The sequence below is a fragment of the Siphonobacter sp. SORGH_AS_0500 genome (genome assembly GCF_002838835.1).
Classification (GTDB): domain Bacteria; phylum Bacteroidota; class Bacteroidia; order Cytophagales; family Spirosomataceae; genus Siphonobacter.
On record NZ_NHPP01000018.1, the window covers coordinates 46738 to 60098 of the forward strand.

The 13361-nt window shown below is 43.3% G+C and carries 12 protein-coding genes and 1 pseudogene; 10 read left to right on the top strand and 3 right to left on the bottom strand.

The window, feature by feature from the left end:
• Positions 1-321 precede the first annotated feature (321 nt).
• The 8 genes and pseudogenes from BWI96_RS18000 to BWI96_RS18030 all read left to right on the top strand — a co-directional run bounded on the left by BWI96_RS18000 (position 322) and on the right by BWI96_RS18030 (position 6961).
• Positions 322-1446 (top strand): oxidoreductase, encoded by a 1125-nt coding sequence (locus tag BWI96_RS18000; RefSeq protein ID WP_198555295.1) that lies wholly within the window; start codon positions 322-324, stop codon positions 1444-1446.
• Between the two features lie 19 nt (positions 1447-1465).
• Entirely contained in the window at positions 1466-2047 is a 582-nt protein-coding gene (locus BWI96_RS18005) for a TIGR00730 family Rossman fold protein (RefSeq protein ID WP_106637950.1), read from the top strand.
• 77 nt (positions 2048-2124) lie between these two features.
• The gene (locus BWI96_RS22590; protein WP_232793795.1) at positions 2125-2724 is read left to right on the top strand and encodes a hypothetical protein; all 600 of its coding nucleotides are present in this window, start codon (positions 2125-2127) and stop codon (positions 2722-2724) included.
• Positions 2709-3755, top strand: coding sequence for an OmpA family protein (locus BWI96_RS22595; RefSeq protein ID WP_232793796.1), 1047 nt, complete (start codon positions 2709-2711; stop codon positions 3753-3755). The genes BWI96_RS22590 and BWI96_RS22595 overlap by 16 nt, the downstream gene beginning before the upstream one ends.
• Before the next feature lie 118 nt (positions 3756-3873).
• Positions 3874-5000, top strand: a pseudogene (locus BWI96_RS18015) (PLP-dependent aspartate aminotransferase family protein).
• Between the two features lie 166 nt (positions 5001-5166).
• Positions 5167-5742 carry a DUF4136 domain-containing protein gene (locus BWI96_RS18020; RefSeq protein ID WP_106637920.1) on the top strand — a complete coding sequence of 192 codons (576 nt, stop codon included), beginning with the start codon at positions 5167-5169 and terminating at the stop codon, positions 5740-5742.
• A 112-nt stretch (positions 5743-5854) separates the two neighbouring features.
• The gene (locus BWI96_RS18025; protein WP_106637921.1) at positions 5855-6418 is read left to right on the top strand and encodes a Crp/Fnr family transcriptional regulator; all 564 of its coding nucleotides are present in this window, start codon (positions 5855-5857) and stop codon (positions 6416-6418) included.
• A 54-nt stretch (positions 6419-6472) separates the two neighbouring features.
• Positions 6473-6961, top strand: a complete 489-nt coding sequence (locus tag BWI96_RS18030) for an NAD(P)H-dependent oxidoreductase (RefSeq protein ID WP_232793797.1) — start codon at positions 6473-6475, stop codon at positions 6959-6961.
• A gap of 360 nt (positions 6962-7321) precedes the next feature.
• Here BWI96_RS18030 and BWI96_RS18035 read toward each other — a convergent pair whose 3' ends face one another.
• Positions 7322-8539 carry an acyltransferase gene (locus BWI96_RS18035; RefSeq protein ID WP_106637922.1) on the bottom strand — a complete coding sequence of 406 codons (1218 nt, stop codon included), beginning with the start codon at positions 8537-8539 and terminating at the stop codon, positions 7322-7324.
• Between the two features lie 908 nt (positions 8540-9447).
• Complete coding sequence (locus BWI96_RS18040; RefSeq protein WP_106637923.1) at positions 9448-10143, bottom strand: DsbA family protein; 696 nt, start codon at positions 10141-10143, stop codon at positions 9448-9450.
• Positions 10144-10297: 154 nt separating this feature from the next.
• Here BWI96_RS18040 and BWI96_RS18045 point away from each other — a divergent pair, with 154 nt between their 5' ends.
• Together BWI96_RS18045 and BWI96_RS18050 are read left to right on the top strand one after the other, a co-directional pair.
• Positions 10298-10687 (top strand): Crp/Fnr family transcriptional regulator, encoded by a 390-nt coding sequence (locus tag BWI96_RS18045; RefSeq protein WP_106637924.1) that lies wholly within the window; start codon positions 10298-10300, stop codon positions 10685-10687.
• The gene (locus BWI96_RS18050; protein ID WP_106637925.1) at positions 10675-10881 is read left to right on the top strand and encodes a hypothetical protein; all 207 of its coding nucleotides are present in this window, start codon (positions 10675-10677) and stop codon (positions 10879-10881) included. Before BWI96_RS18045 ends, BWI96_RS18050 begins: the two co-directional genes overlap by 13 nt.
• A 127-nt stretch (positions 10882-11008) precedes the next feature.
• On the opposite strand, the gene BWI96_RS18055 is transcribed toward BWI96_RS18050, so the two are convergent.
• The gene (locus BWI96_RS18055) at positions 11009-13309 is read right to left on the bottom strand and encodes an ATP-dependent helicase (RefSeq protein WP_106637926.1); all 2301 of its coding nucleotides are present in this window, start codon (positions 13307-13309) and stop codon (positions 11009-11011) included.
• Positions 13310-13361 lie beyond the last annotated feature (52 nt).

The window sequence follows — 13361 nt, forward strand, 5'->3', positions numbered from 1 at the left end:
AATCACGACCCGTACTCGTCCGTTTCTTATTCTTTTTCACCGATGCCCGTTATTATCAATGTGAGCGGTGCCGACGTTATTTCGTGAAAGTGAACAATAAAAATTCTAAGCGGGAGTCCAGTCTGAGTCAGTAGACCCTTCTTAAATCGTATATTAGGAAAAACAAGGGTATAAGTTATTTCTTTCGTTAGTCGTTATTTTTTTGGAAATAAGAAAACCGACGTTTAATTACGTAGGGTAGTGAATCGATTTCCCTTTCAATGCATTTTGAAAGGGAAATCTTTATTTTTACTCCCGACGTTTCATTTTTTAGGGAAATCCATGTGTATTAAAAAACTCTTTATACTTCTTCTGTTCTCCTCCCGTGTTTGGGGGCAGTGGCAGGTTCAACCCTCGGGAACTGACGCCAGCTTTAGGGCTGTCTGTGCCATTTCTGCCCAAGTATGCTGGGTAGGAGGTACCAAAGGGCAGGTGTTGCGAACCCAGGATGGAGGTCAGAGTTGGGAAATACATCACGTTCCCGGAGCAGAATCTCTGGATTTTCGGGACATACACGCTTTCGATTCGGAGGTAGCTGTTGCGATGAGTGCTGGAGATGCTGATAAAGGAGCGGCCCGGATTTACCGAACGGAAGATGCCGGAAAAAGCTGGAAAATGGTTTATCAAACCAATCAGAAAGGGGCTTTTCTGGATGGAATCGAATTCTGGGATAAGGATCGGGGTATTTGCTTCGGCGATCCCATTGACAAAAAATTCTTTGTATTAACCACTACCGACGGCGGCAAAAGCTGGCATGAAGTTGCTCGGGATCATTTTCCTGCCATTCAGGACGGCGAAGCGGCTTTTGCAGCCAGCGGTACGTCAATGGTCATTGCTGGCAAAGGCTGGGCCTGGATTGGTACCGGCGGTTCTCATCATGCCCGGGTCTTTCGCTCGAAGGACTATGGTCTTTCCTGGGAAGTCACAGAAACCCCTCTGAACGCCGGGAAAACCTCGGGTATTTTTGGCCTTCATTTTTATAATCGGCTACGGGGCATTGCCGTTGGTGGTGATTATCTGCATGTGAGTGATTCTACTCAAAATGTAATGACTACTCAGGACGGCGGTAAAACCTGGCAGTTGTTAAACTCAACAACGCCCCCCGGCCTAAAAGAAGCCGTCACAGTTTTTCGGCAGGAATACCGCGGCATAGGTGGTGAAGCAACGGGTAATGCCCTTGTAGAACGGCTCATTGCCGTTGGGCCTTCTGGCACGGGTTATTCCATGAATGGCGGAAAAAGCTGGCGAAAGCTGGACGATTCTCCCTTTCATGCCGTTAGTTTTGCAGGAAAAGATGGCTGGGCGGTAGGAGCCAAAGGTCTGATTTCCAAATTTGAAGGCTTTCGAACGACGGACCTCAAGAAGAATGCTGGATCAAAAAAGAAGTTCGTTAAGCCCAGAAGATAGTTTTAATAAGCAGGATGAAATGAAGAAAGTAGCGGTGTTTTGTGGAGCCAGTTCCGGCTCCGATCTGATTTATCGGGAGGTAGCAGCAGCGTTGGGCACTTATTTGGCAAATCGTCAACTTACTTTAGTGTACGGAGGAGGAAACGTGGGGTTAATGGGTATAGTGGCAGATGCTGCTCTGGCTGCCGGAGGCGAAGTGATTGGGGTTATTCCTGATTTCCTCAAAAAATGGGAAGTAGGTCACGAAGGAGTAACTGAGCTGATTGTTACCGAAAACATGCATGAACGCAAAGCACGCATGGCTGAACTTTCGGACGGATTTATTACCCTTCCGGGTGGTTTTGGTTCGATGGATGAGTTGTTTGAAATTCTGACCTGGAAGCAATTACAAATCCATAAAAAACCGGTAGGATTACTGAATATTAATGGATTCTATGATCTGCTTATTGCTCAGATGGATCGCATGGTGGAAGCCGGATTCCTTCGGGATTCGAATCGGGATTTATTAGTAATTGCTGATTCCATCGAAGAATTGATAGCCTTGATGCAAACGCACGAACCCATCGTAGCCGAAAAGTGGGTAGATCGGAAGAAAATCTAAGCCTCATTGATGATACTTTCGCGGCTTGTCTTTCGTTCATTTACCTAAGTCTACCGAGCCAGCCCCAATCATACCTAATGAAACGTCTTTTCCCTGCTTTTATACTTTTTATTCTTCATAACTCCGTCTGGGCTCAGGCTCCGGAAAATCTGGGCGATCGAATTAATTCAGAGGTTGCAGAAATACAGCCGGTTATTTCTCCAGATGGTCGTACGCTATATTTCAGCCGGGTTAACCATCCTCAGAACGCTTCACAAAAAAAAGGCAGTCAGGATGTCTGGATGGCGGTTTCCTTATCACCTACGCTCTGGACAAACGCCAGTCGTATGCCTAGCCCGGTAAATGGGGAAGAGCATAATGTCATTTACAGCATCACGCCGGATGGGAATACGATCCTGACGCATTGGGTGGAAAAGGAGGGAGAGGATTTAAGAATCCGTGGTTTTGCGACCATGAAAAAGAATGCCACGGGCTGGGATCGTCCCAAAAAACTGGATATTCCCGGGTTGGAAGGGATGAACAAAGGTTATTATCAGTATGGGTACCTTGCCAACGACGGTAAAACCTTATTGCTGGCCTTTTCAGAGAAAAAAATAGCCGAGAATCCGATCTTTATGTTAGTCTCCAGGATCGCAGCGGAAAGTGGACGCGGCCTGCTTCATTGGGTAATGACATAAACACCAGCGGTGACGAAACAACGCCCTTTCTGGCGGCAGATGGCGAAACGCTTTATTTTTCAAGTAACCGCGAAGGTGGGTTAGGCTCAAATGACATCTGGATGTCTCGTCGGCTGGACAAAACCTGGAAGAAATGGAGCAAGCCCCAAAACCTGGGAGAGTCAATCAACACTCCTGAATTTGATGCGTACTTCACCATCCCTGCTTCCGGCGAATGGGCGTATCTGGTGACGGCTACGGGTGGAAAAGGGAAAGCGGATATTGTGCGGGTGAAATTCCAGTCCCAAACCCCACCGCCAACGCAGGTTCCTCCTACGATTGCGGAAACTACTGGTCAGCCCACGCCTCCCCAAACGGCTCAGGTTTCGCCTCCACAGCCCACGGCTAAGTCAAACTCGGTGGTGTTATTACAGGGAAAACTGCTGGATGCCAAAACTGGGAAAGTGCCCGAAAACGCTCGTATTATCTACGAAAGTTTACCCGATGGAACGGAACTGGGAACGGCCACACCGGACCCAAATACGGGAGAATACAAGATTGTGTTACCCTACGGTAAAAAATACGGAATTCGCCCTGAGATTGATGGATACGTAGGTAAAGCTCAAAACCTGGATTTAAGCAAGCTGGGAAATGGGGGATATCTGGAACTGAAAGATCGGGATTTAATGGTGACGAAAATCGAGCAGGGAGCGAAAGTGGCTCTGAATAACGTATTCTTCGAGACGGCCAAAGCAACCCTGCAAACCGAGTCTTTCCCGGAACTTAACCGGGTGGTAGAGTTAATGAATAAGCAAAAAGCGATGATCGTTGAAATTGATGGTCATACCGACAGCGACGGAACCGAGGAGGCTAACCAGAAGCTGTCTCAGGATCGGGCTGAGTCCGTGCGGACGTACCTGATTTCCAAAGGTATTCCCGAAAATCGCGTCGTTGCGAAAGGCTTTGGTGAAAGCCGACCCATTGCTACGAATGATACGCCCGAGGGCAAGCAGCAAAACCGTCGCGTGGAGTTCGTGATCTTAAAAAATTAATTTGATAAGCAAAGGTTTTTAAAACACTTTAGCTTTGTTCAGCAGTATTAACTTCCGTCAGCATCGACGATGTTAATACTGCTTTTTTATGAACCATCCGAAGAAATAAACAGCATCCATGAATCTCGAAACCCTAGCTATACAAGTCACCCGCTTTCACGACGCCAATGCTTCCGCCGTTACCACGCCGATTTACCTCAGCACTACCTACGAACGAGACTCGGAAGGAAACTTGCCCAAAGGATTCTTATATGCTCGTGGGAATAACCCCAATCGTGATTTACTCGAAAAAAGTATTGCTGTGCTTGAAGGTGGGGCCGTGGGTTTCGCTTTTGGTTCCGGTATGGCTGCTATCGCAGCTTTGTTTCAGGCTCTGAAACCCGGCGACCACGTCATTACCACGCCTTTTGCCTATTACGCAGCTCAGCGATTATTAGTAGACGTGTTTGAACCCTGGGGGCTGGAATTCACACTGGTTGATACTTCTAGCATTGAAGAAGTTGAAAAAGCCATTCGCCCCAATACAAAGCTATTCTGGCTGGAAACGCCAAGTAACCCTTTATTACACCTGACGGATGTAGCAGCTTTAGCGAGACTGGCTCATTCCGTGGGAGCAATGTGTGCAGTGGATAATACCTGGGCTACGCCCGTGCTACAAAACCCGATTGCCCTGGGGGCGGATGTGGTGATGCACTCCACCACCAAATATTTCGGGGGGCACTCTGATGTTCTGGGGGGAGCTCTGGTATTGGCTCAGGAAGGAGAATTATCTCTGAAACTTCGCCAGATTCAGAACTTGACGGGTGGGATACCTTCGCCATTTGATTGTTGGTTAATTACCCGGGGAATTCAAACCATGCCTTTGCGGGTAAAACGCAGTCGGCGAGTGCCTTACCTATAGCTCAGTGGCTGGAACAACACCCTGCTGTCGAGCGAGTGTATTACCCTGGTCTGGAAAGTCACGCTCAGCATGAACTGGCGGTATCGCAAATGAAGAATGGTTTTGGAGGGATGCTGTCTTTTGAAGTAAAAGGGGGCTTACCCGGAGCAAAAAAAGTAGCGGGAGCTTTGAAGGTATTCACGCAGGCGACGAGTTTGGGAGGGGTGGAAAGCCTGATTGAGCCCCGGAAAATATATGAAGGTCCTGATAGCCCTACACCTGACGGATTATTACGGGTATCTGTAGGGTTAGAGCATACTCAGGACCTGATCGACGATCTGGAACAGGCCCTGGCTCAGGCGTAGGATGCAGAAGTGTTAATAAGTCCTAAAATACTGGATTATAGGCTACGATGCTGTTTCTCTGACAATTTCAGGGGAACAGCCATCGTTTTTTTAGTGTTCTATTTATGAATCAAATTGGATTCAAACGCTAAGAATAGGATTCCTTTTAAGCCAGTTGTTTAGATATATGAAAACAGTAAGCAAACTTTTGAGTGCGGTGGCCCTGGTAGGTATGTTGGCTTCCTGTGCTCCTTCCGTGATGGTGCGTTCAGATTATGATCGGACGGCCAATTTTTCAAAATATCGTACGTACGCCATTGCTCCAGTAGCCAACGGTAATAATGACCCAGTAATGGGTAGCCAGTTAATGCAAAAGCGAATTAGCCAGGCTCTGGACGTAGAAATGCAGGCTCGCGGGTATAAAAAAGTGGAAAAAAATGCAGACCTGATTGTGAAATATGACACCGATGCCCGCAATCTTCAGCAAATTCAGTCGAATAACATGGCTCCCATGTGGGGTTGGTGGTGGTACGGTCCCAATAATAACGTCAGCTCGCGTAATTACGAAGAAAACCGACTGATTGTCAACCTGGTGGATGCCCGAAATAATGAGTTAGTCTGGCAGGGATGGGCAAAAGGAGAATTAAACGCTCGTCGTAAAAATCGGGATGAGCTCATTCAGAAAACAGTAACCAAAGTAATGGCCGAATACCCCTATCGAGCCGGATTAAACCAAACGGAGTTAATCTCCAATGGTGAGTAGTTGAATTAATTTCCTGTTTGCAAGAGTGATGAAAAAGAGGTCGAGCTGTTTCGACCTCTTTTTTGTTGGGACTCTCCGATCGTATTACTTTAGCCCTTAATAAAGAGTTGCGATGGAAAATTTTCTAAAGTCATTCCAGGTATTAACGGAAGCAGAAATTGACCAGTTTCTAAAACTGGGGCAGCATAGAGTACTAAAAAAAGATGAGTTTTTTATTCAGGAAGGACAGGTGTGTAAGAAAGTAGGCTTCGTTACCTCTGGTCTGCTGCGGTCTTTCTATTACAATTCTGCGGGTGAGGAAATTACCTATTGCTTTACCTTTTCAAATGATTTTGTGACGGCTTATTCCTCTTTTATAACTCAAAACACCGCCGCCGAAAGCATCCAGGCCTTAACGGATGTCGAATTATTCATCCTCACCAGAGAAGATATTACTCAACTGGAAGAATCGAGTCTGAACTGGATGAAGTTTTCTAAGATGATGGCCCAACAGGAATACATGACCTTAGAAAAACGAATGTTTCTCTTACAAAAAGAAACCGCCGAGCATAAATACAAAGATCTGCTTGAAAATTATCCCGATTACCTGAAACTGATTCCATTGAATTACTTGGCCTCTTATTTGGGAATTACACAGCGTCATTTGTCGAGAATAAGAAAATCATATCCAGCATAGACATTTGTCCTTTCAGCGGCTCATCACTGACTTTTTCTTTGTAATAAAAAAAGAGTGAAGAAAATCCTGATTATAAACGGACATCCAGACCGGGATAGCTATAATTATGCTCTTTCGGAAGCTTATCGAACCGCGGCCATTCGTGCGGGAGCCGAACTTACGCAAATTAATATTGCTGACTTACAATTTGATCCTAATCTACGGTTTGGTTACCGAAAACGAATGGAACTGGAGCCAGATTTAGTAGAAGCCCTGCAAAAGATAAAAGAAGCTGAGCATATCGTGTGGTTTTTTCCGATGTGGTGGTACAGTTATCCGGCAGTCATGAAAGGTTTCGTTGATCGCTTATTTCTGCCGGGAATAGTGATGAAATTCATAGAAGGAAAACCTTTTCCTGAAAAATTACTAAAGGGAAGAACTGCCCGAATCGTCATTACAGCGGATACGCCCTCGTGGTACGATCGTTTTTTATGGGCCGTCCAGCAATTAATCAATTCAAAAAAGGAACGCTTGAATTTTGTGGGATTCATCCCGTTTCAGTAACCTATATCGCAACCATTAAAGCATCCAGTGAGCGATTCAGAGAAAAGTGGTTGGCAAAAGTATCTGCACTAGGTTCCGCTTGTAAATAATTGCTTATTATCAATGGTTTAGAGAGAAAATAGGTTCTCAGCTTTGCCGTAGTGAAGCCATATCTTACCAATAGAACTAACCAGCATCATGAGCTAGACCTCAAAAATTGCCTAATAAACTTATTATATTGAGTATAGGTAAAACTAAGGCAATTAAGCTACTACAATACTTAATTACCAATCAAAAAGTAATTAAGTATTGTAGTAGCTTAAGAATGCAAAGGAGTATAGGTAATTGTAAGTATAATATTCGAATGTATATGACTTGCGTTTAATTATATTTTTTTGTTAGTGTACGATTTATCTTCAGTAAAGTACTAATGTTTAAGCGTTTTTTTCTAGTCATCACATTTTGTTTTTTATGTAATCTTATAGAAGGTAATTCGATGAAATGATGAATACATGAACACAAAATAAGTAATGGCAAAACACAACTTACAATGACTAATCCATAAGCAGTGTCAGATAAATATTTAGTTTTATCAAAACCTAATAAAAATTTAAATACGACGTAAATAAAAAATCCATGGAATAAATAGATAACATATGTACATTGACCTAAAAATAACGAAAAAGATCTGGTTAATAATCCAAAAATGTCGTTTCCCAAAGCAATAAGGGTAAATACTATTGAAAGTAAAAGTAAGGTGGTCAATGGGTTGGGATTCCTTAGAGAAATAGCTGCTCCGTAGCATCCAAGAATTATAAGTGTGGCTAGCTTACTCCTAGCGAATAGTTTAAATTCAGATTTTTTTACTAAATATACTGCTGGAAGTCCCATAAGAAAGGCAGCTATCAGAACATAGTCAACGTAGTGGGTAGCAGCTATTGAAATGCTTAATCCGGTTGCTAAAATTAGTACTACTCGTGGTACATTAACCTTGAAAAATAGAAATCCAATTAAAGGTAGCATACTATAAAACAACCACTCATAAACTAAAGTCCAGGTTACCCCTGCTAAAATGAGCAGAGTATCATGAACCTGATTAATATACGGAGCTTCATAAAGTGTAAAGAGAACCCAGTTTACACATTGAGTAGTTACACTAAAAAAGGAATCATGAAGTTCCCCTTGAGATAGGAATGCAACTAATAGGAAGAGAAAACTTATTGCTAAAAGATACACAGGACCTAATCTAAGTAGCCGCCCCTGATAAAAATGAAACCAGTTTATAGATTGCCTTTTACTATCTTTTAGTTTAGAAAAAAATAAAAAGCCTGTTATCATGAAAAAAAGCATGACACTATGGGCTCCTAAGCCAGCGAATAATCTGGACTCAGGAATTTGCCATTGTCCTTTTTGGAGGTAAACTCGCCAACAATAAGTATGATGTAAGAAAACAGAAAAGGCTAGGTAACCTCTTAACCCATCGATGGACTGATATCGCCCGCTTTCCTGTGAAGAAGGAAACCAACGCTGAATGATCCAGGCCGTAGTAATAGCCGTAAGTAAAGCGTAGAAAATAAATAATAGTGGAGACTGGAACATAAGGCTAGGCGGATAAAACAGGTTTTTTAAAATGAGAAAAGAGCTTAAGCCACTCCCATTTAAAAATAAAGTTATTGGCTGTATAACAGATGTTAGAGCGTTAGATAAGGCTAATGACGGAAAGCCTAATAATAATTTATGAGGATGTTAATGAAGGTTACAAGAGGAATGTATCAAATATGGATTTAGAGGTAGATAATCAGGGTTTGGCATGATCAGTAGATTAGAATATGCAATTAAACAAGACTTGAATAATTAACATATACAGAGGTTAATAGGCTGAAAATTGCACGAAAGTAATGCATAAAGAAGAGCTAATACCGATGTGTCTGGTAATCTTGCTTAATCAAGAAATAGCATTTAACCCATGATTATTACGCCAGGGTTGAAACCAGCACAGGCCCATGTAAGATGGATGACCTCTCATAAAAATACAGTTTAGCTAGGTATATTGATACAATAATACAGATTTATATGAAGATAAAAAACAGCAACTGCTAAGTAATTAAAAATGAATACAATTGCTTATTATTATGTGCTATATAATGGAAATTTATACTTAAGTTATAAAAAGGCTGAAGAAATTTTTCTAGTTCCAACTAAAAGTTAACAAATGGGTAGTAGTGAACTTTCAAAACTGCAGTCAATTAGAGCCTGGCTAGTAGGATAACGTATTTAAAGATGGACTACGCTCTCTATACGTCTGGGCTGAATGATCGAAAAAGCTGGTTTACTCATGCAGATTATAGGTTCTACCAAATCTTTAGGCCATCGATGAAAGGGTTATGGTTATACTTCCGTTGGTATAGAAAGGGGCAATGCTGATCCTCTAAAAGCAATACCCTCCTTATAAAACAAATAGTGATTTTATAAGGAGGGTATTTATGAATGAATAACTAACTAAATGATTAACATTCACCTGAACCTAAATCACAGCTATCAGCCTGAGCAATAACTTGTGGTTTAGACTCTTCGATTACCTGCCGTAGGGCATTTACGAACGTTTCGCTGGGCTGAGCCCCTGATAAAGCGTATTTATTATTGAGAATAAAAAAAGGAACCCCTGTCACGCCTAACTGACGAAAATAATTCATTTCCTGTTCTACAGAATCACGGGCGATGTCTGATTTTAAAATCTCCAGGGCTTCTTTTTTGTCCCAACCCGCCGACTCCAGCACCTGTAATAAAACGGCTTCCTGGGTTAAATCAATTCGGTCTACAAAATAGGCTTTCAATAAAGCTTCTTTGGTTTCTGCCTGATTGCCGCGTTCGTATGCTACGGTTAATAAACGGTGCAGATCAAACGTTGAAATGGCTTTAGGAAGCTGACTGAAATCAAAATCAAGACCTACTTCATTGGCAACCTGTTCTACGCGTTGAAACATACTTTCGGAGCGTCCCGGACCGAATTTCTTTTCCATGTGTTCTGAAAAAGAAATACCTTGTTTAGGAACACTCGGATCAAGTTCGTAAGGGTGATAAACAATTTCTGCCTTTACCTCTTCGCCCAGGGTTTGTAAGGCTGACTCCAGCCTTCTTTTTCCAATATAACACCAAGGACAAACAACATCAGAGACAATATCAATACGAATAGGAAGAGCCATAATCGGTTTGTTTATTTTTTAAATATATGCCGTTACACAAAATAATTTTAGACTAATTTCTTAACTTATTAGTGCTGAAAATAATTCCGATTAATCGCATAACTTGGTATCTAGTTCACCCCAACGGAAAACCTTATCCATACCCGCTAATTATATGATTACTGTACCCGCCTGGCTGGAAGAAATGCTTAATTCCACGTATGAGCTTTCTCAAGAAGACTGGATTTTTTTAGCTACCCATTTACAGAGGGTGACGTTCAAAAAGAAGGAAATTATTCTGGAATACGGGCAGATGGAACAATACATGTATTTTCTAGAAAAAGGGCTGGTTCGCCTATTTACAGAAAAAAATGACCGTGAAGTTTGTCTGGACTTCATTTTTGAAAAGCAGGCATTTAGCTCTTTTATCTCGCTTTCCACACAGAAGCCTTCTACCTTATGTATACAAACCTTAGTACCTAGCACGGTGATTCGTTTACCCCTTGGAGCAATGCGGCAGTGGCTAGAGGGTTCCGATTCCGCGGAAAGCTGGTGCGTCGACTGATTGAAAATCGTCTGGTTGACAAACTTCAGAAAGAAATCAAAATGTTAACCATGACAGCAGAAGAAAATTATGAAAGCTTGTTGAACGAATCACCCAATATTGTTCAACAAATACCTATTAAAGACATGGCTTCTTATCTGGGTATTCATCCTGATAGCTTAAGTCGAATTCGTAAGCGGACGATGCTTCCCTGAAATTGAAAATTGGCACTTTTCTGACAATAATCAGAAATTTACTCTGAAGAAATGCTCATTTTTGTGCCTGGCTTTTTTGTAAAGAAAAGCTTTTTGAACACGAGAGGTGGCGGCCTCCCGTGTTTTTTTATTCTACAATTCGCAGTTTAGCGAAGCTGAGTAATAACGTTTTCTCTCCCTGACTATCAAACTGAATGACGGCCTTCGCTCCGTTCTGATCGTTGGAAATTAATTTTACTACGCCAAAACCGAATTTTTGATGTTCTACCCGCTGACCAGAAGCTAGGTTTCTAGGATCTGAAGCTTTAAAATCACTGCTCGGTACGTGCGTTGAAATAGGCGTATTAGAACGGGTAGGAGGTGTTTTAGCCTGAGAACCCCCGTTCTGAGCCGCCCGATTGGCTACATTCCGAAGGAAAGCTGCTGGGGTTGGGCGATCGGAATTTCGCTGAGCCTCGGCCATACGCCGAGCGGCCTGCCGACTGATGCGAACGTATTTTTCATCAATTTCATCCATGAACCGGCTAGGCTCACAGGGTTTCAGTCGACCGTATTGGTAGCGGGTTTCAGCATAACTCAGATACAGACGTTTTTCGGCCCGGGTGATCGCTACGTAAAACAAACGCCGCTCTTCTTCCAGATCCTCGCTTGACTGTAACATCATCTGGCTGGGAAATAAATCTTCCTCTAAACCAACAATGTAAACGACTTTGTATTCCAGTCCTTTCGCTTGGTGAATGGTCATCAGCGTTACCCGATCACTATCACCGTCCTCGTCTTCCTGATCAGCGTTGGTTAACAAAGAAACGGTCTGTAGGAACGCTCCGAGCGATTTATCTTCGTTTTCGGGATTGTCTACGAACTGTTTAATGGAGTTCAATAATTCCTGTACGTTTTCGTAACGGCTGAGCCCTTCGACGGTTTTATCATCATATAACTCCTTCAACACGCCTGATGCTTTCGCGACGTGACTAGCCACTTCGTAAGCATCCTTGGTATCAATGAGCAACTTAAATGACTTAATTAGATCGGCGAAGCCTTCAATAGCCGAGCCCGAACGGCCCGTGTTATACTGCTGAATATTAGCGACAACTTCCCAAACTGGAATAGCCTGTTCGGCAGCGGTAACGGCAATTTTCGCAATGGTCTGATCGCCGATGCCACGTTTGGGCAGATTAATGATTCGTTTGAAGGCTTCTTCGTCACTCTGGTTGAGCGTGAAGCGAAGATAGGCCAGTAAGTCCTTGATTTCCCGACGCTGGTAGAAGGATAATCCACCGACAATCCGGTATTTGATATTCAGTTTGCGAAGCGATTCCTCGAACGAACGCGACTGCGAGTTAGTGCGGTAGAGAATCGCGAAATCGTTGTTACTGAGACCGTGATTCAGTTTTTCTTCGAACAGGGATGTGGCTACCAATCGACCTTCCTCTACGTCGGAAGCGGCTTTAATAACCTCGATGAGATTACCGTTTTCATTTTCTGTGAAAACTTCCTTGCGTAACTGCCGTTTGTTACGGGCAATGACCGAGTTCGCTGCTTCAACAATAATTTTCGTCGAACGATAGTTCTGTTCCAGACGAATCGTAGTCAGATCCGGGTAATCTTTCTCAAAGTTGAGAATGTTCTGAATGTTGGCTCCCCGGAAGGCATAAATTGACTGAGCATCGTCACCCACCACGCAGATATTCTCATGAATGGCTGCTAGTTTCCGGGTAATCAGGTATTGAGAAACGTTGGTATCCTGAAACTCGTCCACCATTACGTACTTGTAACGGTGCTGATACTTATTAAGCACCTCCGGGAAATCCCGAAAGAGAACATTGGTATTGAATAACAGATCGTCAAAGTCCATGGCATTGGCCTTGAAGCAACGATCTACGTATAACTTATACAACCGACCAATTTCAGGCAAGCGGGCTGCCGCGTCATCCGCCTGAATAATAGGATCAGCGATGTAGGCATCCGCCGAAACCAGCCGGTTTTTGGCCCCGGAAATTCGGTTAAAAACGACGTTAGGTTTATAAATTTTATCATCCAGCCCTCGTTCCTTAATAATGGATTTGAGCAAGGACTTGGAGTCATCTGTATCATAAATTGAAAAGTCGGAGGTATAACCCAGCGACTTCGCTTCAAAACGCAGAATCTTCGCGAAGACACTGTGGAACGTACCCATCCAGATGCCCCGAGCTCCAGTTCCTACTACCTTTTCAATCCGGGCCCGCATTTCTCCGGCGGCTTTGTTGGTGAAGGTCAGGAGTAGAATGGAAAAAGGATCCACCCCCTTTTTGATGAGATGAGCCGTACGCTGGGTAAGTACCCGAGTCTTGCCCGAACCTGCTCCGGCAATAATCATCAGGGGGCCTTCGGTATGTAAAACAGCCTGAGCCTGAGGCTCATTAAGGCCTTTCGTGATATCTTCGAACATGGCAATAAGGAAAAAAGAGGGAACGAACTAAGTCCGTTCCCTGAAAGCATAG